Source organism: Shigella sonnei (assembly GCF_002950395.1).
Classification (GTDB): Bacteria; Pseudomonadota; Gammaproteobacteria; order Enterobacterales; family Enterobacteriaceae; genus ECMA0423.
Window position 1 is genome coordinate 3608939 of record NZ_CP026802.1, and the last position, 26702, is coordinate 3635640.

Below are 26702 nucleotides of genomic sequence, written 5' to 3' on the forward strand. Positions count from 1 at the left end.
TCCGACACTGCATTTATCATCAAAAACGTTTAACGCAGGCTATTATAGTCATCAACCATTTCGTTGTACTCGCGTAACGCTCGTGGAAATGAGTCTTCGACCATCCAGCTTGTGTTTGCATCCTGAAGATGCTCTTTATCCCAGTCAGAGTACGGGACTTTATCTCTGACGCGGCGAACATATTTTTTAGTCTCGAGTTGATACTGGTCTGCCGAATTAATGAACGAGAAATTCATACCGCCTTTATCCGCTTCTTTGGCCTGCGCTACCAGCGTTTCCAGTTCAGAGACTTTCTTCATTGCCGCATCAACATCAAACTTCTCTTGCGAAATCAGGTTATTAATTTGTTTCGCTGAAATCATGACTGCCAGAGAGTAGTAGTGGAATGTTTTCCCTTCTCTTTCTTCAATATTTTTCAGTTCCGCAAGCTGGCGCTTATCATTAATTTCCTGAATCGCCGCATGATAAGATTCTGCTACAGGTTCAAAGGATTCCAGATTTTTTAAGAATGTCTGGTGCAGCGTTTTCCCTTTCGCAAACGCATCGTCTTTATAATTTTCCTGGGTGTAATATTTATCCATTTCGTTAATGGTATTACCCAACGCCACGGCAGCATCAATATAACTCACCGCCACGCCATCAATAGGTTGCAGCGCAGGCGTTAACGCCACAGCACTTTTTACGCCTTTTTCACACTCAGCGAGGTTGGATTCACTAATGCCGTAGATGCCATAAACAGTACTCTCTTTACCGGTAGGCCCCTGTTTAAAATCTTTCAGCCAGTCAGCATAACGCGCCAGACTGTTCTGTACAGGGATCTGTAACTTGTTGTAGCACTTGATATAGACATCCATTTTTTCGTCGAAAACCGCTTGTTCATCGACCACCGGTTGCGCAGGTGTTTCAGGTTTAGCTTCTGCTTTTGCAACGGGAGCTTCAGGAGCTGGTGCGGCAGGTTGACTATTGGCAGGCGGGGGCGTTTCTGTTTCGGCTTTTTTATCATCACAACCCGTCAGACCGAGGGCCATGATGGCGACTATAATAGCGGAAGATAATAAATTCCTTTTCATTTAATTGCCTTATAAATATATAGATAAGAGAGTGAACATAATAAATGAAAAAAGAAAACGTCACTACACGCGTTTTATTTATAAATAAAATAATAAAATTCACGAAATGAATAAGTCCTGCAATTTAATATATATCGCAGGACTTATTTTAATTAATTGCTCAAACGCTGCGGATGGGTATAAACCGTTGCCCGACCCGGTTTACAAAAACCTACCAGTGTCAGATTACAGCGCTCAGCCACTTCTACAGCAAGCGTGGTCGCGGCAGACACCGCAAACAAAATCTCTACGCCGCACATCGCCGACTTTTGCACCATTTCATAACTGGCACGACTGGAAACCAGTACCGCACCTTGCTGCCAGCTTTCCCCTTCTTGTGACCGGCGGCCTAACAGTTTGTCCAGCGCCACATGGCGACCCACGTCTTCATGCCCGCCGACCAGTTCGCCAGATGGCAACATCCAGGCAGCGGCGTGAGTACAACCAGTCAGTTGCCCCACTGGCTGAAAATCGTTGAGATGACGTAATGCATCATCCAGTTTGTTGAGATCAAACGTCTGGGTGAACGGTAGCGGCTGCACCGGTTTTCCGATGTCATTAAGTTGCTCCACGCCGCATACGCCACAGCCCGTACGTCCCGCCAGCGCCCGGCGGCGCTCCTTCAACCCCATAAAGCGGCGGCTGGAAAGCTCAATTTGTACTTCAAGACCATTACAGGAAGGAACGACATCCATGCCGAAGATATCGCGCGGACTTTCTATTATCCCCTCGGAAAGCGAAAAACCGAGCGCAAAGTACTCAAGGTCTTTGGGCGACGCCATCATCACCACATGCGAAATGCCGTTGTAGACCAGCGCAACGGGAACTTCTTCCGCGACCTCATCTAACCGTGGGTGTTGTAAATCATCACGCCGCCATAACTCAATTTGACGAACACCTGTGATATTTGTCACATTTTCGATTTCTTTTCGCTGTGTTTTTTTCACTTTCTCTTAACCAGATAAGAACACACACACCAACATTATGGTATTCTGTTACAAACCCTTCCTGGATGGAGGGAAATTGAGCCAATTCTGGACCTTTGCGGCCCCTTCCGCAAAGAAAAATAACTCCCACTCCCTGCACACGCAGCAAGCGAATGTAAATGGGACGTGACAATGTCGAAACAAGGAGCAATCCATGCAGGTCAGCAGAAGGCAGTTCTTTAAGATCTGCGCTGGCGGTATGGCAGGCACCACGGCAGCGGCACTGGGTTTTGCACCCAGCGTAGCACTCGCGGAAACCCGGCAGTATAAACTGCTGCGCACCCGCGAAACCCGTAATACCTGCACCTATTGTTCCGTAGGCTGTGGGCTGTTGATGTACAGCCTCGGTGACGGAGCAAAAAACGCCAAAGCATCTATCTTCCATATCGAAGGCGATCCGGATCACCCGGTCAACCGCGGTGCACTTTGTCCGAAAGGCGCTGGCCTGGTGGATTTCATCCACTCCGAAAGCCGTCTGAAGTTTCCGGAATACCGTGCGCCAGGTTCTGATAAATGGCAGCAAATCAGTTGGGAAGAGGCGTTTGATCGCATCGCCAAACTGATGAAAGAAGACCGCGATGCTAACTACATTGCGCAAAACGCCGAAGGCGTGACTGTTAACCGCTGGCTCTCCACCGGGATGCTGTGTGCTTCCGCGTCGAGTAACGAAACCGGCTATTTAACGCAAAAATTCTCCCGCGCGCTGGGTATGCTCGCGGTCGACAACCAGGCGCGTGTCTGACACGGACCAACGGTAGCAAGTCTTGCTCCAACATTTGGTCGCGGTGCGATGACCAACCACTGGGTCGACATCAAGAACGCCAACCTCGTCGTGGTGATGGGCGGTAACGCCGCTGAAGCTCACCCGGTCGGGTTCCGCTGGGCGATGGAAGCCAAAATTCACAATGGCGCGAAGCTGATTGTGATCGATCCTCGCTTTACGCGTACGGCGGCGGTGGCTGACTACTATGCCCCTATTCGTTCCGGTACTGACATTGCTTTCCTGTCAGGCGTATTGCTGTACCTGCTGAACAATGAAAAATTCAACCGCGAATACACCGAAGCCTATACCAACGCCAGCCTGATCGTGCGTGAGGATTACGGCTTTGAAGATGGCCTGTTCACCGGCTATGACGCGGAAAAACGCAAGTACGATAAATCCTCCTGGACTTACGAACTGGACGAAAACGGCTTCGCCAAACGCGATACCACGCTGCAACATCCGCGCTGCGTGTGGAACTTGCTGAAACAGCACGTTTCCCGCTACACGCCAGATGTGGTTGAAAACATCTGTGGTACGCCAAAAGACGCGTTCCTGAAAGTCTGCGAATACATCGCAGAAACCAGTGCTCACGATAAAACTGCCTCGTTCCTGTATGCCCTCGGCTGGACGCAACACTCCGTTGGTGCGCAAAACATTCGTACGATGGCGATGATCCAGCTGCTGCTCGGCAATATGGGGATGGCAGGCGGCGGCGTTAACGCCCTGCGCGGTCACTCCAATATTCAGGGGCTGACGGACCTGGGGCTGCTGTCGCAGAGCCTGCCAGGTTACATGACGCTGCCAAGCGAGAAGCAGACCGATCTGCAAACCTACCTTACCGCCAACACGCCAAAACCGCTGCTGGAAGGCCAGGTAAACTACTGGGGCAACTACCCGAAATTCTTCGTCTCTATGATGAAGGCCTTCTTTGGTGATAAAGCGACGGCGGAAAATAGCTGGGGCTTTGACTGGTTGCCGAAGTGGGATAAAGGCTACGACGTCCTGCAATACTTCGAGATGATGAAAGAGGGCAAGGTCAATGGCTATATCTGCCAGGGCTTTAACCCTGTTGCCTCATTCCCGAACAAAAACAAAGTGATCGGTTGTCTGTCGAAACTGAAGTTCCTCGTCACCATCGACCCGCTGAACACTGAAACCTCTAACTTCTGGCAGAACCACGGTGAGCTGAACGAAGTTGACTCGTCGAAGATCCAGACCGAAGTGTTCCGTCTGCCATCGACCTGCTTCGCAGAAGAGAACGGTTCAATCGTTAACTCAGGTCGCTGGTTGCAGTGGCACTGGAAAGGTGCGGACGCCCCAGGGATTGCGCTGACTGATGGCGAGATCCTCTCCGGTATCTTCCTGCGCTTGCGCAAGATGTATGCCGAACAGGGTGGCGCAAACCCGGATCAGGTGCTGAACATGACCTGGAACTACGCCATTCCGCATGAGCCGAAGTCGGAAGAAGTGGCGATGGAGAGCAACGGTAAGGCGCTGGCCGATATTACCGATCCGGCAACCGGTGCGGTTATCGTCAAGAAAGGCCAACAACTTAGCTCGTTCGCCCAATTGCGCGATGACGGTACAACCTCCTGTGGCTGCTGGATTTTCGCCGGTAGCTGGACGCCGGAAGGCAACCAGATGGCGCGTCGTGATAACGCCGATCCGTCTGGCCTCGGTAACACGCTGGGCTGGGCATGGGCATGGCCGCTTAACCGCCGCATTCTGTATAACCGCGCCTCCGCAGATCCGCAGGGTAACCCGTGGGATCCGAAGCGTCAGTTGCTGAAATGGGACGGCACTAAGTGGACCGGCTGGGATATTCCGGACTACAGCGCAGCGCCTCCGGGCAGCGGCGTCGGGCCGTTTATCATGCAGCAGGAAGGCATGGGGCGTCTGTTTGCCCTCGATAAGATGGCGGAAGGTCCGTTCCCGGAACACTACGAGCCGTTTGAAACGCCGCTGGGAACTAACCCGCTGCATCCAAACGTTATCTCGAACCCGGCTGCGCGAATCTTTAAAGACGACGCCGAAGCATTGGGTAAAGCCGATAAGTTCCCGTATGTCGGAACCACCTATCGTCTGACCGAGCACTTCCACTACTGGACCAAACACGCGCTGTTGAACGCGATTTTGCAACCAGAGCAGTTTGTGGAAATCGGGGAGTCGCTGGCGAATAAACTTGGCATTGCCCAGGGCGATACCGTGAAAGTCTCCTCCAACCGTGGCTATATCAAAGCCAAAGCGGTGGTGACCAAACGTATTCGCACGCTGAAAGCGAACGGCAAAGATATCGATACCATCGGTATTCCGATTCACTGGGGCTATGAAGGCGTAGCTAAAAAAGGCTTTATTGCCAATACGTTAACGCCATTCGTTGGTGATGCGAACACGCAGACGCCGGAGTTTAAGTCCTTCCTTGTGAATGTGGAAAAGGTGTAACGGAGACGACATATGGCTTATCAATCGCAAGATATCATTCGTCGTTCCGCGACTAACGGTCTGACCCCCGCGCCTCAGGCGCGGGACTTCCAGGAAGAAGTGGCGAAACTCATCGACGTCACCACCTGTATCGGCTGTAAAGCCTGTCAGGTGGCGTGTTCAGAGTGGAACGACATTCGCGATACCGTCGGCAATAACATTGGGGTGTACGACAACCCCAATGATTTAAGCGCCAAATCGTGGACGGTGATGCGCTTCTCGGAAGTGGAGCAGAACGACAAACTGGAATGGCTGATCCGCAAAGACGGCTGTATGCACTGTTCCGATCCAGGCTGCCTGAAAGCGTGCCCGGCGGAAGGTGCAATTATTCAGTATGCCAACGGTATCGTCGACTTCCAGTCCGAGCAGTGCATTGGCTGCGGTTATTGCATTGCGGGCTGTCCGTTCGACATTCCGCGCCTCAACCCGGAAGACAACCGCGTCTACAAATGTACGCTGTGCGTTGACCGCGTGGTGGTTGGGCAAGAACCAGCCTGCGTGAAGACCTGCCCAACGGGCGCGATTCACTTCGGTACGAAAGAGTCGATGAAAACGCTGGCGAGCGAGCGCGTTGCTGAGCTGAAAACCCGCGGTTACGACAATGCGGGTCTGTACGATCCGGCAGGCGTCGGTGGTACACACGTCATGTACGTGCTGCACCATGCTGACAAGCCAAATCTGTATCATGGCTTGCCGGAGAACCCGGAAATCAGCGAAACCGTGAAATTCTGGAAAGGCATCTGGAAACCGCTCGCGGCTGTTGGCTTTGCGGCTACCTTTGCGGCCAGTATCTTCCACTACGTGGGTGTCGGTCCGAACCGTGCGGATGAGGAAGAGAATAATCTGCACGAAGAGAAAGACGAGGAGCGCAAATGAAACGACGTGACACCATCGTGCGCTACACCGCGCCGGAACGTATCAACCACTGGATCACCGCCTTCTGCTTCATCCTGGCGGCGGTGAGCGGGCTGGGCTTTTTGTTCCCGTCCTTCAACTGGTTGATGCAAATCATGGGCACACCGCAGCTGGCGCGAATTCTGCACCCGTTTGTCGGCGTGGTTATGTTTGCCTCGTTCATCATCATGTTTTTCCGTTACTGGCATCACAACCTAATCAATCGGGATGATATCTTTTGGGCGAAGAATATTCGTAAGATCGTCGTCAACGAGGAAGTAGGTGACACCGGGCGTTATAACTTCGGTCAGAAATGCGTTTTCTGGGCGGCGATTATTTTCCTGGTTCTGCTGCTGGTGAGCGGCGTGATTATCTGGCGTCCTTATTTTGCGCCTGCTTTCTCAATCCCGGTGATCCGATTCGCGTTAATGCTGCATTCATTTGCCGCAGTGGCGTTAATTGTGGTTATCATGGTGCATATCTACGCCGCCCTTTGGGTGAAAGGCACGATTACCGCCATGGTGGAAGGATGGGTTACCAGCGCCTGGGCGAAGAAACATCACCCGCGCTGGTACCGTGAGGTCCGCAAGACAACGGAAAAGAAAGCTGAATGAGTATTCGCATAATCCCGCAAGATGAGCTGGGTTCGAGCGAGAAACGTACGGCGGATATGATTCCGCCGTTATTGTTCCCTCGGCTCAAGAATTTATACAACCGCCGCGCCGAGCGTCTGCGCGAGCTGGCAGAAAATAATCCGCTGGGTGATTACCTGCGCTTTGCTGCGCTTATCGCCCACGCCCAGGAAGTGGTGCTGTACGACCATCCGCTGGAGATGGATCTGACCGCGCGCATTAAAGAAGCCAGCGCACAGGGCAAGCCCCCGCTGGATATTCACGTTCTGCCGCGTGATAAGCACTGGCAAAAGCTGCTGATGGCGCTAATTGCTGAGCTGAAACCTGAAATGAGCGGCCCGGCGCTGGCAGTGATTGAGAATCTGGAGAAGGCATCGACTCAGGAGCTGGAAGATATGGCCAGCGCGCTGTTTGCCTCTGATTTCTCGTCCGTCAGCAGCGATAAAGCGCCGTTTATCTGGGCTGCGCTGTCGCTCTACTGGGCGCAGATGGCCAATCTGATCCCCGGCAAAGCCCGCGCTGAATACGGCGAACAACGTCAATATTGCCCGGTATGTGGCTCTATGCCGGTGTCCAGCATGGTGCAAATTGGCACCACTCAGGGTCTGCGTTACCTGCACTGCAACCTGTGTGAAACCGAATGGCACGTAGTGCGCGTAAAATGCAGCAACTGCGAGCAGAGCGGCAAACTGCATTACTGGTCGCTGGATGACGAACAGGCCGCGATTAAAGCCGAAAGCTGCGATGACTGCGGCACTTACCTGAAGATTCTTTATCAGGAAAAAGAACCGAAAGTTGAAGCCGTGGCAGATGACCTCGCCTCTCTGGTACTGGACGCGCGAATGGAGCAAGAAGGCTACGCCCGTAGTTCCATTAACCCGTTCCTGTTTCCGGGTGAAGGAGAGTAATCTCTGACGTTTTCCGGGTGGCGCAGGTCGCCCGGATTACAGCTCATAGGGTGTGACGACACCATCTCTCGTATTCCGCGTTACCCATTCAAGATCATGCCGCAATTGTCTGTTTGCCTCGTTCTTCCCTCCAACACATCGATAAGGTTATGGGTATGTCACTGATGACAAGCGTATGATTGCCTGATGCGCTGCGCTTATCAGGCCTACCAATAAACTTCAATATATTGAATTTGCATGACTTTGTAGGCCGGATAAGGCGTTCACGCCGCATCCGGCATGAACAACGCGCACGTTGTCAGCAATCTGATTGACATCATTTTTTCCCATTACCATTCCTCGCGCAGCTTACGCTGATATTCGACACCATCTTCCTCACACCCTTGCCAGATGCCAGGAACACTGGTTCTTGCTGTTTGCGATTGATTTATCAGGTATTGATCTACCGCTTCCCTTAATAGGTCCGCACGAGGAAGATTACGCTGCACCTCGAGATCATCAAGTTGCTTAATCACCTCATTCGATAAATCGAGTAAAATTCTGCCCATATCTATACCTGCCAGAGAGTTCATAAATATCTCGCCAATATCATTTTTGAATCTATGGAGAGAAAAGTACCCTTGCCGAATCTTTAAAGAAAGCTCATTTACGCATCATTTTTTATTTTTGCGAGGCGTTTTCCAGAAATAATAAGAGCGTTGCAGTTGTTTCATTTATTACTCAAAAATGGTTTAGTTATCGCCCAGGATGAGTTATGGGTGCTATGAATATATTATATTCAGGGATATTTATTTGCATAATCTGAATGGTGTAGCCGAAAAACGTCAGCATCCTAACAGCACCAGGATTTAAGGTGAAATTAATCTTTCATCACAGACCGGTCAGTACTGCCACCAACCGGTCTTTACTTGCTCATCGTTATAATTTTGTTGGTAACAGTTCGGGAAAGTTGTTTTTCTAAATTAACAACAGAATAACTTTCTTGTTTAATGAGATTAATATTGGCAACCATTATAGCCTCCTTCCCACGGTTTAAGAGCAAACATACAACATAATGATTCATAACATACAGAGCAGTAAATGAATGATACTGACAATGATGCCAGCCCATTATCTTTGCATAATGTTTGTGAGCTATAGATTTTAAAAATATTTATGAGAAAAGTATGGCACCAGAGGAGGTTTTGACTATCAAAAATCGCTCAAACCTGAACTAAGATGATGAGTTAAGCATTATCTGCTATAATTGCCACTCAGCTCTACAAATAATATTTAAATGCTCCTGAACAGTGATGTAGCAAGACACGTATGGTGCCAACGAAGAATAAAAATTTATAGAGTTCTTATTCAATATTACCGGCATAGACAGGGAATGATGTAAATGACCGGGGTGATGCTGCCAACTTACTGATTTAGTGTATGATGGTGTTTTTGAGGTGCTCCAGTGGCTTCTGTTTCTATCAGCTGTCCCTCCTGTTCAGCTACTGACGGGGTGGTGCGTAACGGCAAAAGCACTGCCGGACATCAGCGCTATCTCTGCTCTCACTGCCGTAAAACATGGCAAATGCAGTTCACTTACACCGCTTCTCAACCCGGTACGCACCAGAAAATCATTGATATGGCCATGAATGGCGTTGGATGCCGGGCAACTGCACGCATTATGGGCGTTGGCCTCAACACGATTTTACGTCACTTAAAAAACTCAGGCCGCAGTCGGTAACCTCGCGCATACAGCCGGGCAGTGACGTCATCGTCTGCGCGGAAATGGACGAACAGTGGGGCTATGTCGGGGCTAAATCGCGCCAGCGCTGGCTGTTTTACGCGTATGACAGTCTCCGGAAGACGGTTGTTGCGCACGTATTCGGTGAACGCACTATGGCGACGCTGGGGCGTCTTATGAGCCTGCTGTCACCCTTTGACGTGGTGATATGGATGACGGATGGCTGGCCGCTGTATGAATCCCGCCTGAAGGGAAAGCTGCACGTAATCAGCAAGCGATATACGCAGCGAATTGAGCGGCATAACCTGAATCTGAGGCAGCACCTGGCACGGCTGGGACGGAAGTCGCTGTCGTTCTCAAAATCGGTGGAGCTGCATGACAAAGTCATCGGGCATTATCTGAACATAAAACACTATCAATAAGTTGGAGTCATTACCAATGACCGGAATGAATGAGAGAGGCAGCACCGCCCCTCTCCATAAGCTACTCTTCTTCGTTCCCGCCCTCTTCATACGGGCCAAATGGCTTCGCGGGCAGAACGATATACGTGCCTTCAAACACTGCACCCGGCGTCTCGTCGCCAAAGATTTCAACTTGCATCTGCACCCGTGCTTTTCGTCCGCGCGCCAGACGGTCGAGATCGCCGCTTAAGGCACCAAGGTCGGCTACCGCATGAGGTTTACCGCTAATCGGCTTGCTGTAGCGGATATGCGCATCCGCCAGAATAATCGTTCCGCCGAGGTGGCGTTCACGCAGCATCAGCCAGATAAGTCCCCAACCGGTGAGCGTCGCCAGCGAGAATAAACTCCCGGCAAACAACGTATGGTGCGGATTCTGATTACCGGTTTCTGGCATGGTGGTGATAAATTTTTGCCCGGTATATTGCTGAATGCGCACGCCCATTTTTTCGCTTAACGGGATATGTTCGTACCACGCCTGTTGCAGCTGCGCGCACCAGTCACCGCGATGCAGAATGTCATCCAGAGTGGCAACGGGTTTAATCATCAAAAAATGGCGAATCGGCGTGGTAGTTGGGGTGGTGATCTCCCCCTGATTAATGAATCCCAGCTTGGCGAAAAACTCCACCGCGTCTTCACGGGCGCTACAGGTCACGCGCTTAACGCCTTCCTGACGCGCCACCGACTCCAGGGTCATCGCCATCAGCGTTCCTAACCCTTTGTCCTGCACGTCCGGGTGAACGGCCATAAAGCGAATGGACGCTTCATTGTCGGCATTAATATACAATCGGCCTACCGCCACCAGATTACCCTGCTCGTCGACGACCATCTGGTGATGCGCCATCGCATCCCACGCGTCGCGTTCCGAACCTTTTGGTTGATGCAGGGGCTTACGCAACATTTCCCAGCGAAACTGATAGTAACGCTCTAACTCTTCTTCTGTTTGTGGAACCCGAAGGTGATACATAGCGATACTCTCTCTTGTTTCCCGTGACAACCCTGGAAGCAGGCTCATACCTGCAACCAGAATGTCACGGGGCCATCATTGACCAGCGATACCTGCATATCGGCAGCGAAGCGTCCTGTTTGCGTGTTCATCTCTTGCTGGCGGCAGCGTTCGACGAAATAGTCATATAACGCCTCTGCGCGATCCGGTGATGCGCCTTTGGAGAAACTTGGGCGCATCCCCCGTTCGGTATCTGCGGCGAGGGTAAACTGGGAAACCACCAGTACACTGCCGCCCGCCTGTTGCACGTTGAGATTCATCTTGCCTTCGGCATCGCTAAAGATGCGGTAGCCGAGCACACGCTCGCACAGACGGTTTGCTTTCTGTTCGTCGTCATCCTTTTCGACACCCAATAACACCAAAAGTCCCGCGCCAATTTCGCCCGTCACTTCTCCCTCCACGGTGACGCTGGCACGGGTTACGCGTTGAATTAATGCAATCATGGTTCGTCGTCTTCTTCTTGTTCAGCTGCTTGTTTTAGTTTGCGGTATTCCCCGAGAGTGACAGTAATTTCCGCGCCAAGCAAGACGATACACCATGTCCAGTAGACCCAAACGAAGAGAATGGGGATCACCGCCAGCACGCCGTAAATGAGCTGATATGACGGGAACATGGTGATATAAAGCGCGAAACCTTTCTTTCCTGCTTCGAACAGGAGTGCAGCGACAAACGCGCCGACAATCGCGTCGCGGTTAGGTACGCGGATGGTAGGAACAATGCTGTACAGCAACCAGAAGGAGATCCACGACAACAGCAGCGGAAAAATACGCAGCACGTTATCGATGACAGTATTGAGATCGCTCGCCCAGCGCAGGGAGAACAAATAGGAACTGATCGCCAGACTGGCCCCTGCCAGCAGCGGCCCCAGCGTTAAGATCATCCAGTACACGGCAAACGAGTAAATTTTTGGTCGCGCTCGTTTACTGCGCCAGATGGTATTCAACGCGCTATCGATGGAGTACATCAACAATAACGCGGTGACGATCAGCCCGCACGCCCCAACGGCGGTCATCTTGTTGGAATTGGCAACAAATTGTTCGATATACCGCTGAATAACATCGCCAGTAGCAGGCAGAAAGTTGGCAAAAATAAAGTGACGTAACTGAATGCTGACGTCGGAAAACATGGGAAAAGCGGCGAAAAGCGCAAAAACAACGGCAACCAGCGGCACTAATGAGAGCAAAGACACATAGGCAAGGTTACCTGCCAGGGTTGTCATGTTGTCCTCATCAATACGTTGCCAGAGTAGTTTTAGCCAGGCCCATAGTGGACGGGTACGGTGCCTGGCTTTGTCCTGAATGGTTTTTAGCATAACACCTTCGCGAAATAGTCCGGGATGGTGGTTTTATCTTTCACCAGAATGCTGGTAATGCCCAGCTGATTGGCTCCTTCTATATTATCGGCGTTATCGTCGAAAAAGACCGTATCGCTGGGTGAAAAACCTTCCGCCTGCAAAACATGCTGGTAAATTCGTGCTTCAGGTTTGCGCATCCCCAGATCTTGCGACAGATAGATATGGTCAGCAGCATCACGAATTTCCGGGTATTCTTCCGGCCAGAAGGTGGTATGCAGGCGGTTGGTATTGGAAAGCACCACCACGCGATGCCCCTGCTCACGCAGTTTATGCATGATGGCGATCACTTCCGGGCGCAGCGCAACAAACACCGCCTGCCAGCCGTGAGAGAACTGCTCGTAGCTTAGCGGTAGAGCCATCTCATGACACAGCGCCTCTGCGAACGCTTCGTCGCTAATTTCCCCACGCTCATGCTGATGAAACGCCTCCCCCATATGAAAACTCTTCTTAAGCGATGCCAGCGGAATACGCGTTAAATCGCTCCAGGCTCCCAGCACACGGTTAAAGTCGATATCGACAATCACATTACCTAAATCAAAGATATAGAGCATTTTTGCCTCCTTTCGCGCCACAAGAAATTAACTGTAGCGGGAAAGGATGGGTTTGGCTATGTGGCAATAAGGGTAATCTTGTGATGCTGATTGCGAAAAAGCAGAGTAATTTCACTGGCTTTTTCGCAATAGATGAATGGTTAAGATTCAGGTGTAAATTGCCAACGAGTTTCGATGACCAGCGGCCTATCTGGTGTCACCAATTCCGGCGTTAGATTTATTGCGTTAGGTGCCTGAGTCAGCGGGTTAATACAGGTGGCATCGGGCTGTTTATCAAATACCACCAGACTGTTTGCAGAAGAGATCATGGTCATCGCGAGTTTACCAGGCCACAGTAACTTAACCTTCACCCCGTTATAAAAACCAAAACAGTCATCCCAGGGACCGGCTTGAGGAGAGATACGATTTCCAGTTGGCAGTTCATCACTACCCGCTTCTTCTTGCCAGTCCGCATCAAAAAGCACCTGCAACGATTCTGTATTTTGCGGAGTCAGCTTTTTCGCAAACCACGGATGCCAGCCTGCGGAGGCCGGGAATGTATCGGCATATGAATGGACTTCCAGTTGCAAAACCAGCGCATCGTTCTCCAGCAAAAAAGTCTGAATCACTTCCCCTTGCCAGGGCCACGGTGAAGCCAGGGGCATACGTAAAGTCAGGGAATCTGCTGTTTTGTCGATGATTTCCCACGTTGAGTAACAAGCCATACCATGCAACGCATGTGGTGGTTTATTGGCGGGTAAAGAATAACATTGCCCACCAGCATTCAGCGTCGCATTCCCCAGTCGCCCTGCCCACGGCACCATTGGGAAACAGCCATACTGAAAAGCTCTGCGCTGCGGCTGCCATTGGCGTAATACTTCAGAACCAAATGCCTTTAACGAGGTTATCCTGGCACCATCATGCGGATAAATCTGCAGGTGAATATTGCCTTTTTCCAGCGTCACTAACTCTCCTACAGGCCCAGGCCATGGCGCGTCAAACGCCTGTTGTAGCGCCAGGTAATGCTCGTTTTTTCGTTCAGTTTTCATGAGATTGTTCCCTGATGTAGCGGTAAGAAGCGGTTTCTTGTTCATCGGTCGGCTCAATCAGCCAGACGCAAACAAAGGAAAGAACTGAGACAGCAAATAAAAACAGAGCGACATACCACGGTTTTCCTCCCCCTAGCGCCAGCAAACTTGAGGCGATAAGGGGGCTTAGTCCGCCAAGAATCGCGGAAAATTGATAAGCAAAAGAAAGGCCGGTATATCGTACTTTGGTACCGAACATGCGGGTGAAAAGTGTTGGCTGCACGGCAAACATCATCGTCGGACCTAAGTTGTAGCCGAGGATCATACTGCACCAGATGATGAGCGTACTTTTGCTATCCAGTAATAAGAAGAAAGGAAACGCGAACAGGACACAAAATCCTGCTCCCGACAAATACAGACTTTTTTGACCTATACGATCTGATAACCATCCAACCAATGGACAACTGAAAATACCGATCGCCGAGGCAATCAACATACCCGTCAGGGGAATATCTCGCGACAATGCTAATTGGCTGGAAATATAGACAATACCAAAGGCGTTAATAATATTAGAGGAGACACTTTCCGCCAGCCTCGCACCCAGTGCCAATAAAATATTTCGTGGATGTTTTTTGAATAATTCAATCAACGGAGGAACGGACTTTTCTTTATTATTCGTCGTTTTTTGCTTTTGAAAATCCAGTGTTTCTTCGGTATGCAGGCGGATAAACAGCCCAACGATCAACATCACCGCAGAAAGCCAAAACGGAATGCGCCATCCCCAGGAGAGAAACTGCTCCGAAGTAAGAAAATGGTTACAGAGAGCAAAAATACCGGTTGCCAGCATAATACCCACAGACGCAGCCGTTTGCGGGAGTGAACCTAAAAATCCGCGTCGGGATTCGGGCGCTGATTCTATGGTCATCAATGCCGCTCCGCCGTACTCGCCACCAAGACCAAAGCCCTGAATCAAACGCAGCACCATTAATACAAGCGGTGCCCAAATGCCAATTTCCTGATACGTCGGAATAAAACCAATCAAAAATGTGGAGCAACCGACAATAGCCAGCGTCCAGATAAGTGTTATTTTTCGCCCGATTTTATCGCCAAAATGACCAAAGACGATGCCACCTAAAGGACGAGTCAGAAAACCGACACCAAAGGTCGCAAAGGCGGCTATAAGACCTATAAAAGGATCGCTGTCTGGATAAAACAGCGGTGCAAATACCAGTCCTGCTGCCGTGCCAAAAATAAAGAAGTCATACCATTCCATTAACGCGCCTGCGAAACTGCCCATAACGACACGTCTCATGGCTTTACCGGAAAGCCCTTCACGCGGTGCGGGTAACTTTTCAGACATAATTTTCCTCTCCTGGTAGGCGAGAAATCTGGGATACGAACCACTAAACGTGGGCAGTTTGAATTAATGCGCATCGGTTTAAGCCGATGCGCATTAATTTATTTCTTCAATTCAGCCAGAACCTCTGCATCCTCAGCATCAACATTTGCACCCAGTGGTTCCCAATTAATCAATACGCAGGTCAGGAACCCCAGGAATGGCACGATTGCCAACCAGTAAAACGCTTCAGTTTTCAACGCACCCCACAGCATCGGCCAGAAAATGAGTCCTGCAATTGCCCCTGTGCGCATAATAGCGCGGGCAAATCCGACCCCAGTAGGGCGAATAGCGGGAGGATAAGAGAGTGTGGCAATGGTCATGCCCAGCCCACCAGGACCCGCTGAATGGAAGAAAATAATTGATCCCAATAACCCTAAAGACAGCCAGGGATTAGTCGTTGCCAGTGCGCCTAACGACAGCAATGCTAAGGTCACAACAGCAAATCCATACATCGACTGTCGGCGAGTACCCAGTCGTTGGAGAATAAACGAGCCGATCATCCCCCCTGTCACCCCACAAAGGGCATTCACGACGGCAGAACCGGTCAACGCGCCAGTAAGCCCGCCACTTATTATTCCCGCCAACGTAAGAGGAAGATAAACACCTACGGCGTTATATTGCCACGCCTGCATGGTTGCCACGACACAGCCAAGAATGGTGCGTTTGCGGTAACGATCATTAAATAAGATGCCATATCCACCACTGTATTTATTCTCTGCTTTTTCCGAGAATTTCGCTTCTGTTGTACCCGATGCCGCAACGCGAGCCTGAACACCATAACGTTTTCCCAGAATGTCGCACGCTTCCTGGTAACGCCCGACGCGTGCGGCCCACATTGCGGATTCACCAATAAAGAAGTAACGCAAAATCATGAAGATGACTGCAAAAATAGCTCCGATGAATATTCCGTAACGCCACAATTGTTCTTCAGCGATACCCGACAGAAGCAGCGGCAAAAGTACCAAATAAACAACGGTTGTCGAAACATACCAGGCCATTTGCCAGAGGTTGACCGACGTTCCGGTTTTCTTCGACGTTGAACCACGAAGCTCTGCCACGGCATTGGTTGCCAAAGGGAAGTCAATGCCTAAACCAAAGCCCATGATGACGCGGCACACCAGCACCCACCAGATACTGGGAGCAATAGCTACCGCTGCAGCACCGATGGTGCACAGCCCCATGCCAATAATAAATGCCCGCTTTTGCCCAAAGCGGTTTATTACTCGGTTCGCTAATAAACCGCCAATTAACGCGGCGATTAATACTGATGCATTGACGGTTGCAGCAAGACCCGGCGAAATGCCGAATTGAGCGGCAATGTATTTATTACCAAACCCCACCATCGCCGCCTGGTAGGCATCAATCAATATGCCGCCCAAAGCAATAAAAATAACGCCGATACTGGTGTTGATTGCAGAGTTCTTATTAACAATATCAATTACGTCCTGTGGCCGACTAATTGAATAAGTTGCAGGACTGGTGATTTGACTCATCGCAGTGTCCTTTTTAATTGTTGTAGGGTGGCGCTGACGTGACGCAGCGCCAGACAGAGATTTAGAAAATCATTCCGGCGCAAATTGCAGCATGACCTTTATGGAGTCATTTTGCTGCGCGCGTTCAAATGCCGCCGCTGCATCCTCAATGGCAAATAAATCGGTAACCAGTTCACTGGTATCAAACCGCCCATCCGCCAGCCATTCGATAACAACATCGAAATCTTCAGGGATGTACATGCCAGAGTTGAGCAAGTCACGCTCGAAACGTTGCATCATCGGTAATGGTATTTCACGCGGCCCACTTGGTACGCCCATGCACACGACGGTGCCTCCGGCATATACACGGGTACATGCATCGTTAAGCGTGGCCTGCGCTGCAACGACATCAATCGCCCCCGTAAATCGCACATCTGCGGCCAGCTCACCTGGTGCCCAAACTTCTGCTGCGCCCAGCTTTAACGCCAGCGCGCGTTTGGCAGCGTCAGGTTCAATCACGGTAATCTTACCTGCCCCCATAATGCGCAGTGCCTGCACGATGGATAAGCCTATCGTTCCGGCACCAATTACCAGTACGCTTTCCAGAGAAGCTTTCGGCATTCGGTTAACGCAGTGACGGGCACAAGCCGCCGGTTCGGCAAAGGCCAACATTTTTAGCGGTAAAGAGGCTGGTGCGACATGGCAATTACGCGCAGGAACAATGTGTTGTGAGCGAGCAAAGCCCGGTGCGCGAAAACCAGCAACCTGCGGTGGTTCACAAAGATTAAAACGTCCTGCTTTGCAGGCTCGGCATTCCATGCAAGCCATGATGGGATCGACCACAACATGATCGCCCGGCTGTACATTTTTAACGTCGCTGCCAACTTCCGTAACGCGCGCTGCAATTTCATGACCGGGGACGACAGGTGGTTTGGCAAACGGATGACCGCCTTTCAGAACATGCAGATCCGAACCGCATATCCCATAGAACACAGGCGCAATCCGCACTTCGTGCGGTTTAAGTTCCTGGTGTGGTACTTCAACATATTGAGTGGTGACTTTCCCAATATCTGAAAATAAAACCTGGGTAATTTTATCCATTGTTATTCTCCAGAATCGATATCCATAGGGGATTAGCGTTGCGCGATACCTTCATCGACAATTTCTGCCAACCGTTGTAAACGAGGAACAGAGACATCGCGCAGCATAGTTTGTGGATCTTGTGCACCAACAACCGACGCCCAAACCGCTCGTCCAGCCAGGAAGCCCGACGCACCACCTTTCATGGCAATACTTACTGCACGGCCAAAAATATCGGCATCAACGCCAGAAGAAAGAATTACCCACGGCATCTTCATCTGATCGTTAAGTTGCTGACAGGCGGCAAGTAAGGTTTTTTCATCGCCTTTGCCCCCTAATGGCATCTCGGCTTTGTAAAGATCAGCCTCTGTTCCACCAAGCTCTGCGGCGGCGGCAACAATGGTGCTTTCACGATCAAAGTCCCAACCGCGACGAGGTGGACGCACCACAGGTTCAATAATGCTCACCAGCCCGGCACTACGGCAGCGACGAACAAATTTATCAACCATTGCCAGACGTTCCTCTGCGGGTTCATCTTCACGCCAGAGTACAAGTAATTTCATTGCCTTAGCCCCCATTTCACGGGCTTTATGCGGGTCGACGGACATATCTATTTCAACGCTATCAACCGGGATGCCATTACCTGGGATAAAAAGATCGGCAGCGACAATCAGGCCGCAAGAATTAGCAACAGCGCCCTGCTCGACTATTTGCTCAAGACAAAATTGTTTATCCGCCAGAACGACAGAAGCATAAGGAGAAAGGATTCGGGTCGCGGCAACTTTAAAATCGGTGAGTACACTGTCAGCGATGGGTTTTGGCTGCCCTGCTGCCGCAAACATCAAGCGCATGGCCTCACGCTGATCGACAGCTAACATGGCAAATCCACCACCTGGGCGGGAGATATCTTTCAGCGTAAATGGGGTGAAGTGGGATGACATAGAAACTCCTGTTAATAGATAAAATTAAAGACCAGCCTGCTGGCGAACCTGATTTAGCAGGGCACTCCAGTCCTGCCGCCCTTTGCCGTCTTGACTTGCTGCAGCGTAATAACTTTCTGCTGCAATCCCCATATTGAGCGGTGCCCCCGTCTCCCGAGCGACGTCAACTGCAATACGCAGATCTTTCAACGCCAGATCCACCATGAAGGCGGGTGAAAGATCGCCTTTCAGCACTTTGCCAGGCCAGGTGGTCGTAAAATGTCCTTTCCCTGCTGCCGTACCACTCATCACCTTAATTGCGACATCAAGATTTAATCCCAGTGACTCACATAACACAGCGGCCTCGGAGGACAGCGCATTAAGCGCAATGCTCATATAGTTGTTAATTAGCTTCACGCGGATCCCCATTCCTGGGCCGCCAGCCTCGACCAGCTCATTACCCATGCACATGAGAATCGGGCGTGCACGTGCAATCTGCTCATCAGTGCCACCCGCTAAAATCAGCAATGTGCCATCAATCGCATTCACGGACGTTCTGCCCACGGGAGCGTCCATCATACTGATGCCTTTTTCTTGTAACTCCCGTATTAATGCATCGGTCTGTAAGGGATGAATAGTCGACATATCAATCAATAACGCGTCAGATGAAACAGCCTCACAGACGCCTTTTTCCCCCAACAGAACCTGTCGAACAATGTCACCATTGGGAAGCATAGTGATGATAAATTCAGCGCCTGCTGCTGCTTCCGCTGGGGTTTGTGCCGCAGTGGCCCCCTGCGTAACTAGCGCATCGACGGCCTGTGCATTGACATCAAATACCTGCAATGAATGCCCTTTTTGCAATAGATTGTTAGCCATTGGGCTACCCATCTGCCCCAGCCCGAGAAATGCAATGGTTGCCATGAATACTCTCCTGTCTGACATTGACAAAATAATGACAATTGAAAATTCGTTTTCGTCTGTTTTTGAGCATATTTGTAATTTATGTTCAAAAACACGACACGCATCACTAATTTGATCATTTGCGTCATTTAAATTGACCAAAGACGACAAAATTAAACAGGACAAGACAAATATGACCAGAATTGCATGCGTGGGTATCACAGTTCAGGACAGAATTTATTCTTTGCCCACTCTGCCGGAGGGCGGCGGGAAATATCAGGCAAATCATTATCTTGAGATTGGTGGCGGCCCGGCAGCAACAGCCGCTGTTGCAATCGCAAAGCTTGGCGTGGAGGTTGATTTCATCGGTCGCGTCGGCGATGACAGTTGTGGAAATACCTTACTTGCAGAACTTGAGGGTTGGGGCGTCAATACCGCATTTTGCCGCCGATATCCTAACGCCCGTTCGTCGCAATCAGCGATCCTCGTTGATCAGCATGGCGAACGGATTATCGTTAATTATCCAAGTCCTGATCTCGGTACTGATGCCGAATGGTTAGAAGCGATCGATTTCTCTCGTTATGATCTGATTCTGGCCGATGTTCGCTGGCATAGCGGTACTGAAAAAGCATTCTCGCTAGCGCGCCTTGCGGGTGTGACAACGCTTTTAGACGCCGATATGACACCGCAGGATATTTCTCCACTTGTCGCGCTTGCCGATCACGCCGTGTTCTCAACACCAGGGCTGAAACGCATGACTGGCCTGCAGTCACCTGAAGAAGGTTTGTTCCAGGCAACGACACAAACAGCAGGTAAAGTGTATGTTACGCTGGGTTCTGAAGGATCGTTGTGGATTGAAGATGGTCATTTGTGTCAACAGGAGGCATTTTCTGTCAATGTGGTTGATACCACTGGAGCAGGCGATGTTTTTCACGGCGCACTCGCGGTAGCGTTGGCAGAAAAAATGCCAACAAAAGAGGTAATGCCGATCAGTTAAGGATCAGTTGACCGATCCAGTGGCTGTGTAAGAATCCGGAAACGCTCACTTGTTTCCGGATTTTTTTATGCACATTGGACAGGCTCTTGATCTGGTATCCCGTTACGATTCTCTGCGTAACCCACTGACTTCTCTGGGGGATTACCTCGACCCCGAACTCATCTCTCGTTGCCTTGCCGAATCAGGTACTGTAACGCTACGCAAGCGCCGTCTTCCCCTCGAAATGATGGTCTGGTGTATTGTTGGCATGGCGCTTGAGCGTAAAGAACCTCTTCACCAGATTGTGAATCGCCTGGACATCATGCTGCCGGGCAATCGCCCCTTCGTTGCCCCCAGTGCCGTTATTCAGGCCCGCCAGCGCCTGGGAAGTGAGGCTGTCCGCCGCGTGTTCACGAAAACAGCGCAGCTCTGGCATAACGCCACGCCGCATCCGCACTGGTGCGGCCTGACCCTGCTGGCCATCGATGGTGTGTTCTGGCGCACACCGGATACACCAGAGAACGATGCAGCCTTCCCCCGCCAGACACATGCCGGGAACCCGGCGCTCTACCCGCAGGTCAAAATGGTCTGCCAGATGGAACTGACCAGCCATCTGCTGACGGCTGCAGCCTTCGGCACGATGAAGAACAGCGAAAATGAGCTTGCTGAGCAACTTATAGAACAAACCGGCGATAACACTCTGACGTTAATGGATAAAGGTTATTACTCACTGGGACTGTTAAATGCCTGGAGCCTGGCGGGAGAACACCGCCACTGGATGATACCTCTCAGAAAGGGAGCGCAATATGAAGAGCTCAGAAAACTGGGTAAAGGCGATCATCTGGTGAAGCTGAAAACCAGCCCGCAGGCACGAAAAAAGTGGCCGGGACTGGGAAATGAAGTGACAGCCCGCCTGCTGACCGTGACGCGCAAAGGAAAAGTCTGCCATCTGCTGACGTCGATGACGGACGCCATGCGCTTCCCCGGAGGAGAAATGGCGGATCTGTACAGTCATCGCTGGGAAATCGAACTGGGATACAGGGAGATAAAACAGACGATGCAACTGAGCAGGCTGACGCTGAGAAGTAAAAAGCCGGAGCTTGTGGAGCAAGAGCTGTGGGGTGTCTTACTGGCTTATAATCTGGTGAGATATCAGATGATTAAAATGGCGGAACATCTGAAAGGTTACTGGCCGAATCAACTGAGTTTCTCAGAATCATGCGGAATGGTGATGAGAATGCTGATGACATTGCAGGGCGCTTCACCGGGACGTATACCGGAGCTGATGCGCGATCTTGCAAGTATGGGACAACTTGTGAAATTACCGACGAGAAGGGAAAGGGCCTTCCCGAGAGTGGTAAAGGAGAGGCCCTGGAAATACCCCACAGCCCCGAAAAAGAGCCAGTCAGTTGCTTAACTGACTGGCATTACAACAAAAGAGGCTATTCGTTTTGCCAGTGCGGTTGCCGCGATGAAATGTACCCAGCCTGGCGGTCGGGCCGGCATTCCTAATCGTGAGCAAACCGAATCATTTTTGTCACTTTATGCGTAAAATGGTAAACATCTACCGAGGAGGGGCAAGGGAGTATTCATGAGTATCATCGAAGTGACAGGTAATCCACGCCATGACCAACTCGTTCATCTAATCGCAGAACGCGGTTATATGAATATTGAAGAACTGGCACAACTGCTGGATGTTTCAACGCAAACCGTGCGCCGGGATATCCGAAAACTCAGTGAGCAGGGCTTGATCACCCGTCATCATGGAGGGGCCGGGCGCGTCTCCAGCGTCATGAATACCGCTTTTGAGCAACGGGAACTTTCGCTCACCGCCGAGAAACGGGCGATCGCTGAGGCAGTCGCCGATTACCTTCCCGAACGCTGTACCGTCTTTATCACCATCGGTACAACCGTAGAAGCCGTTGCCAGGGCATTACTCAACCGGCGTGATTTACGCATTATCACTAACAGCCTACGTGTGGCACAGATTCTTTATAAGAATCAGGATATTGAAGTGATGGTGCCGGGAGGCACTTTACGCGCTCATAACGGCGGGATTATCGGCCCAGGAGCCGTGGATTTTATTGAAGGCTTCCGCGCAGATTATTTAATCACCAGTATAGGTGCCATTGAACATGACGGCACCCTACTGGAATTTGATGTAAATGAAGCGTTAGTCGCGAGAACGATGATTAAACATGCGCGGAATACATTGTTAGTGGCCGATCATACGAAGTTTGCCGCGTCTGCTGCCGTTTCAATTGGCAATGCACGGAATGTCAGGGCTTTTTTTACTGATGCCCCGCCTCCCAATTCTTTCTGCCAGTTGTTAAGTGAAGAGAATGTTGAACTGGTGGTTGCCGAGCAAGAAGTATCCTGAAATTGAAATTTCGGAAAATCCGCTGGGAATTTCAGCGGATTTTGTTTTCCATAAGCAAAAAAAACCTGCCAGCGATGGCTAATGCCAGTCAGTTAAGCAACTGACTGGCTCTTTTTCGGGGCTGTGGGGTATTTCCAGGGCCTCTCCTTTACCACTCTCGGGAAGGCCCTTTCCCTTCTCGTCGGTAATTTCACAAGTTGTCCCATACTTGCAAGATCGCGCATCAGCTCCGGTATACGTCCCGGTGAAGCGCCCTGCAATGTCATCAGCATTCTCATCACCATTCCGCATGATTCTGAGAAACTCAGTTGATTCGGCCAGTAACCTTTCAGATGTTCCGCCATTTTAATCATCTGATATCTCACCAGATTATAAGCCAGTAAGACACCCCACAGCTCTTGCTCCACAAGCTCCGGCTTTTTACTTCTCAGCGTCAGCCTGCTCAGTTGCATCGTCTGTTTTATCTCCCTGTATCCCAGTTCGATTTCCCAGCGATGACTGTACAGATCCGCCATTTCTCCTCCGGGGAAGCGCATGGCGTCCGTCATCGACGTCAGCAGATGGCAGACTTTTCCTTTGCGCGTCACGGTCAGCAGGCGGGCTGTCACTTCATTTCCCAGTCCCGGCCACTTTTTTCGTGCCTGCGGGCTGGTTTTCAGCTTCACCAGATGATCGCCTTTACCCAGTTTTCTGAGCTCTTCATATTGCGCTCCCTTTCTGAGAGGTATCATCCAGTGGCGGTGTTCTCCCGCCAGGCTCCAGGCATTTAACAGTCCCAGTGAGTAATAACCTTTATCCATTAACGTCAGAGTGTTATCGCCGGTTTGTTCTATAAGTTGCTCAGCAAGCTCATTTTCGCTGTTCTTCATCGTGCCGAAGGCTGCAGCCGTCAGCAAATGGCTGGTCAGTTCCATCTGGCAGACCATTTTGACCTGCGGGTAGAGCGCCGGGTTCCCGGCATGTGTCTGGCGGGGGAAGGCTGCATCGTTCTCTGGTGTATCCGGTGTGCGCCAGAACACACCATCGATGGCCAGCAGGGTCAGGCCGCACCAGTGCGGATGCGGCGTGGCGTTATGCCAGAGCTGCGCTGTTTTCGTGAACACGCGGCGGACAGCCTCACTTCCCAGGCGCTGGCGGGCCTGAATAACGGCACTGGGGGCAACGAAGGGGCGATTGCCCGGCAGCATGATGTCCAGGCGATTCACAATCTGGTGAAGAGGTTCTTTACGCTCAAGCGCCATGCCAACAATACACCAGACCATCATTTCGAGGGGAAGACGGCGCTTGCGTAGCGTTACAGTACCTGATTCGGCAAGGCAACGAGAGATGAGTTCGGGGTCGAGGTAATCCCCCAGAGAAGTCAGTGGGTTACGCAGAGAATCGTAACGGGATACCAGATCAAGAGCCTGTCCAATGTGCATAAAAAAATCCGGAAACAAGTGAGCGTTTCCGGATTCTTACACAGCCACTGGATCGGTCAACTGATCCTTAACTGATCGGCATTAGCCAGCGATGGCAGGTTTTTTATAACTAAAAAACGAAATTAATCGTCTTTCGGTGCGCGGTTGGCGCGACGACGATCGTTTTCCGTCAGGTGACGTTTACGAATACGGATAGAGGTCGGAGTCACTTCTACCAGTTCGTCATCATCGATGAACTCCAGAGCTTGTTCCAGAGTCATGCGGATAGGCGGAACCAGAACAACAGCTTCGTCAGTACCGGAAGCACGCATGTTGGTCAGTTTCTTACCGGTCAGGCAGTTTACAGTCAGGTCGTTAGAGCGGCTGTGAATACCGATAATCTGACCTTCGTAAACTTCTGCACCGTGACCGAGGAACAGCTTACCGCGGTCCTGCAGACCGAACAGTGCGAACGCGACCGCTTTACCCTGACCGTTAGAGATCAGTACGCCGTTCTGACGCTGACCCACTTCACCCGGACGTACGTCGTCGTAGTGGCTGAAGGTGGAGTACAGCAGACCAGTACCGGAAGTCATGGTCATGAACTCAGAACGGAAGCCAATCAGACCACGGCTTGGGATCACGTAGTCGAGACGTACGCGGCCTTTACCGTCTGGATTCATGTTTTTCAGGTCGCCTTTACGTTCGCCCAGCGCCTGCATTACAGAACCCTGATGCTGTTCTTCAACGTCCAGAGTCACGTTTTCATACGGCTCTTGTTTACGACCGTCGATTTCACGGAAGATTACTTTTGGACGGGATACCGCCAGTTCGAAACCTTCACGACGCATGTTTTCGATCAGAACAGACAGGTGCAGTTCGCCACGACCAGAAACGCGGAACGCATCGGCGTCTTCGGTTTCTTCTACGCGCAGCGCAACGTTGTGTACCAGTTCTTTGTTCAGACGATCCAGGATCTGACGAGACGTTACGAACTTACCTTCTTTACCGCAGAACGGCGAGGTGTTAACGCAGAAGAACATAGAAACGGTCGGCTCATCAACGGAGAGTGCCGGCAGCGCTTCAACGTTTTGCGTGTCGCAAACGGTGTCAGAAATGTTCAGTTCGCCAAGGCCCGTGATCGCCACGATATCGCCAGCTTCCGCCAGATCGGTTTCGATACGTTCCAGACCGAGGTGGCCCAGCACTTTACCGACTTTCGCGTTGCGGGTTTTGCCTTCGCTATCGATGATAGTGACCTGCTGGTTCGGCTTCACTTTACCGCGCTTGATGCGGCCAATGCCGATAACGCCAACATAGCTGTTGTAATCGAGCTGAGAAATCTGCATCTGGAACGGACCGTCAAGGTCAACGTCCGGCGCAGGAACGTGGTCAACAATCGCCTGGTACAGCGGGGTCATGTCTTCCGCCATATCTTCGTGGTCCAGACCCGCGATACCGTTCAGCGCAGAAGCGTAAACGATCGGGAAGTCCAGCTGCTCGTCGGTCGCGTCGAGGTTAACGAACAGATCGAATACCTGATCCACAACCCAATCAGGACGCGCGCCAGGGCGGTCAACTTTGTTGATAACAACAATCGGCTTCAGGCCGTAAGCAAACGCTTTTTTGGTTACGAAGCGCGTTTGCGGCATCGGGCCGTCAAATGCGTCAACCACCAGCAGCACTGAGTCTACCATGGACATTACACGTTCAACTTCACCACCGAAGTCGGCGTGCCCCGGGGTATCAACGATGTTGATACGGTAATCATTCCATTTGATAGCGGTGTTTTTCGCGAGGATGGTAATCCCACGCTCTTTCTCCAAATCGTTGGAGTCCATCACGCGCTCTTGGGTTTCGGCACGAGAGTCGAACGTACCGGATTGTTGGAGCAGCTTGTCTACCAGGGTGGTTTTACCATGGTCTACGTGCGCGATGATGGCGATATTACGCAATTTTTCGATCACAACTTTGCCTCAGGCATTAGAAATAGCGCGTTATTGTACACGGATTAATCGCACTACAAAACAGGATCACAAACATCCTCCGCAAACAAGTATTGCAGAGTCCCTTTGTGATCGCTTTCACGGAGCATAAAAAGGGTTATCCAAAGGTCATTGCACCAACATGGTGCTTAATGTTTCCATTGAAGCACTATATTGGTGCAACATTCACATCGTGGTGCAGCCCTTTTGCACGATGGTGCGCATGATAACGCCTTTTAGGGGCAATTTAAAAGTTGGCACAGATTTCGCTTTATCTTTTTTACGGCGACACGGCCAAAATAATTGCAGATTTCGTTA

The 26702-nt window shown here is 50.9% G+C and carries 23 protein-coding genes and 2 pseudogenes; 9 read left to right on the forward strand and 16 right to left on the reverse strand.

What is annotated here, in order from left to right:
* Positions 1–29 precede the first annotated feature (29 nt).
* Both C1P89_RS18720 and fdhD read right to left on the reverse strand, forming a co-directional pair.
* On the reverse strand, positions 30–1070 hold the full coding sequence (locus tag C1P89_RS18720; RefSeq protein WP_005144058.1) for a YiiG family protein: 1041 nt from the start codon (positions 1068–1070) through the stop codon (positions 30–32).
* Positions 1071–1222: 152 nt separating this feature from the next.
* On the reverse strand, positions 1223–2056 hold the full coding sequence (gene fdhD, locus C1P89_RS18725) for a formate dehydrogenase accessory sulfurtransferase FdhD (protein WP_000753617.1): 834 nt from the start codon (positions 2054–2056) through the stop codon (positions 1223–1225).
* Between the two features lie 193 nt (positions 2057–2249).
* Here fdhD and fdnG point away from each other — a divergent pair, with 193 nt between their 5' ends.
* The 4 genes from fdnG to fdhE are packed head-to-tail and all read left to right on the forward strand — an operon-like array spanning position 2250 to position 7773.
* The gene (gene fdnG / locus C1P89_RS18730) at positions 2250–5300 is read left to right on the forward strand and encodes a formate dehydrogenase-N subunit alpha (protein WP_011310337.1); all 3051 of its coding nucleotides are present in this window, start codon (positions 2250–2252) and stop codon (positions 5298–5300) included.
* 12 nt (positions 5301–5312) lie between these two features.
* Positions 5313–6215: a formate dehydrogenase O subunit beta gene (gene fdoH / locus C1P89_RS18735; RefSeq protein ID WP_000331377.1), complete on the forward strand. Its 903-nt coding sequence runs from the start codon at positions 5313–5315 to the stop codon at positions 6213–6215.
* Positions 6212–6847: a formate dehydrogenase cytochrome b556 subunit gene (fdoI, locus tag C1P89_RS18740; protein ID WP_000829013.1), complete on the forward strand. Its 636-nt coding sequence runs from the start codon at positions 6212–6214 to the stop codon at positions 6845–6847. The genes fdoH and fdoI overlap by 4 nt, the downstream gene beginning before the upstream one ends.
* The gene (fdhE, locus tag C1P89_RS18745; RefSeq protein ID WP_000027708.1) at positions 6844–7773 is read left to right on the forward strand and encodes a formate dehydrogenase accessory protein FdhE; all 930 of its coding nucleotides are present in this window, start codon (positions 6844–6846) and stop codon (positions 7771–7773) included. Before fdoI ends, fdhE begins: the two co-directional genes overlap by 4 nt.
* Before the next feature lie 329 nt (positions 7774–8102).
* On the opposite strand, the gene yiiF is transcribed toward fdhE, so the two are convergent.
* A complete protein-coding gene (gene yiiF, locus C1P89_RS18750) occupies positions 8103–8345 on the reverse strand; it encodes a protein YiiF (protein ID WP_001086388.1) in 243 nt (80 codons plus the stop codon).
* Positions 8346–8719: 374 nt separating this feature from the next.
* Positions 8720–8836, reverse strand: a pseudogene (locus C1P89_RS26055) (hypothetical protein); the annotation flags it as partial.
* Between the two features lie 381 nt (positions 8837–9217).
* Between C1P89_RS26055 and C1P89_RS18755 the strand changes: the two are divergent.
* Positions 9218–9915, forward strand: a protein-coding gene (locus tag C1P89_RS18755; protein ID WP_237158176.1) for an IS1-like element IS1A family transposase whose coding sequence is annotated in 2 segments (ribosomal slippage) — positions 9218–9467 and positions 9467–9915 — 699 coding nt in all. Because the reading frame shifts where the segments join, the coding sequence is not laid out codon by codon here.
* 61 nt (positions 9916–9976) lie between these two features.
* On the opposite strand, the gene fabY is transcribed toward C1P89_RS18755, so the two are convergent.
* The 10 genes from fabY to yihU form a co-directional block, all read right to left on the reverse strand.
* On the reverse strand, positions 9977–10918 hold the full coding sequence (gene fabY, locus C1P89_RS18760) for a fatty acid biosynthesis protein FabY (RefSeq protein WP_001343389.1): 942 nt from the start codon (positions 10916–10918) through the stop codon (positions 9977–9979).
* A gap of 44 nt (positions 10919–10962) precedes the next feature.
* Positions 10963–11400, reverse strand: coding sequence for a D-aminoacyl-tRNA deacylase (gene dtd, locus C1P89_RS18765; RefSeq protein ID WP_000560983.1), 438 nt, complete (start codon positions 11398–11400; stop codon positions 10963–10965).
* Positions 11397–12269, reverse strand: a complete 873-nt coding sequence (locus tag C1P89_RS18770; RefSeq protein ID WP_000920755.1) for a virulence factor BrkB family protein — start codon at positions 12267–12269, stop codon at positions 11397–11399. Before C1P89_RS18770 ends, dtd begins: the two co-directional genes overlap by 4 nt.
* The gene (gene yihX / locus C1P89_RS18775) at positions 12263–12862 is read right to left on the reverse strand and encodes a glucose-1-phosphatase (protein WP_001295269.1); all 600 of its coding nucleotides are present in this window, start codon (positions 12860–12862) and stop codon (positions 12263–12265) included. The genes C1P89_RS18770 and yihX overlap by 7 nt, the downstream gene beginning before the upstream one ends.
* 140 nt (positions 12863–13002) lie before the next feature.
* Positions 13003–13890, reverse strand: coding sequence for an aldose 1-epimerase (locus C1P89_RS18780; RefSeq protein WP_000846262.1), 888 nt, complete (start codon positions 13888–13890; stop codon positions 13003–13005).
* On the reverse strand, positions 13880–15229 hold the full coding sequence (locus C1P89_RS18785; RefSeq protein ID WP_001291192.1) for an MFS transporter: 1350 nt from the start codon (positions 15227–15229) through the stop codon (positions 13880–13882). The genes C1P89_RS18780 and C1P89_RS18785 overlap by 11 nt, the downstream gene beginning before the upstream one ends.
* A 98-nt stretch (positions 15230–15327) precedes the next feature.
* Positions 15328–16761 carry an MFS transporter gene (locus C1P89_RS18790; protein WP_000078433.1) on the reverse strand — a complete coding sequence of 478 codons (1434 nt, stop codon included), beginning with the start codon at positions 16759–16761 and terminating at the stop codon, positions 15328–15330.
* Positions 16762–16830: 69 nt separating this feature from the next.
* Positions 16831–17841 (reverse strand): zinc-dependent alcohol dehydrogenase, encoded by a 1011-nt coding sequence (locus tag C1P89_RS18795; protein ID WP_000357964.1) that lies wholly within the window; start codon positions 17839–17841, stop codon positions 16831–16833.
* A gap of 32 nt (positions 17842–17873) precedes the next feature.
* The gene (locus C1P89_RS18800) at positions 17874–18761 is read right to left on the reverse strand and encodes an aldolase (protein WP_000094551.1); all 888 of its coding nucleotides are present in this window, start codon (positions 18759–18761) and stop codon (positions 17874–17876) included.
* 24 nt (positions 18762–18785) lie between these two features.
* Complete coding sequence (yihU, locus tag C1P89_RS18805) at positions 18786–19664, reverse strand: sulfolactaldehyde 3-reductase (protein ID WP_000190781.1); 879 nt, start codon at positions 19662–19664, stop codon at positions 18786–18788.
* Positions 19665–19836: 172 nt separating this feature from the next.
* Between yihU and C1P89_RS18810 the strand changes: the two genes are divergently transcribed.
* The 4 genes and pseudogenes from C1P89_RS18810 (at position 19837) to C1P89_RS18825 (ending at position 22999) form a co-directional block, all read left to right on the forward strand.
* Positions 19837–20640 carry a PfkB family carbohydrate kinase gene (locus tag C1P89_RS18810; protein ID WP_000196716.1) on the forward strand — a complete coding sequence of 268 codons (804 nt, stop codon included), beginning with the start codon at positions 19837–19839 and terminating at the stop codon, positions 20638–20640.
* A gap of 49 nt (positions 20641–20689) precedes the next feature.
* Complete coding sequence (locus C1P89_RS18815) at positions 20690–22036, forward strand: IS4-like element IS4 family transposase (RefSeq protein WP_000483769.1); 1347 nt, start codon at positions 20690–20692, stop codon at positions 22034–22036.
* Positions 22037–22051: 15 nt separating this feature from the next.
* Positions 22052–22171, forward strand: a pseudogene (locus tag C1P89_RS18820) (ribokinase); the annotation flags it as partial.
* A 39-nt stretch (positions 22172–22210) separates the two neighbouring features.
* Positions 22211–22999, forward strand: coding sequence for a DeoR/GlpR family DNA-binding transcription regulator (locus C1P89_RS18825; protein ID WP_000022286.1), 789 nt, complete (start codon positions 22211–22213; stop codon positions 22997–22999).
* A gap of 92 nt (positions 23000–23091) precedes the next feature.
* Here the strand turns inward: C1P89_RS18825 and C1P89_RS18830 are convergent, their stop codons facing one another.
* Both C1P89_RS18830 and typA read right to left on the reverse strand, forming a co-directional pair.
* Positions 23092–24438, reverse strand: coding sequence for an IS4-like element IS4 family transposase (locus C1P89_RS18830; RefSeq protein ID WP_000483769.1), 1347 nt, complete (start codon positions 24436–24438; stop codon positions 23092–23094).
* Between the two features lie 104 nt (positions 24439–24542).
* Positions 24543–26366: a ribosome-dependent GTPase TypA gene (typA, locus tag C1P89_RS18835; protein ID WP_000570668.1), complete on the reverse strand. Its 1824-nt coding sequence runs from the start codon at positions 26364–26366 to the stop codon at positions 24543–24545.
* Positions 26367–26702 lie beyond the last annotated feature (336 nt).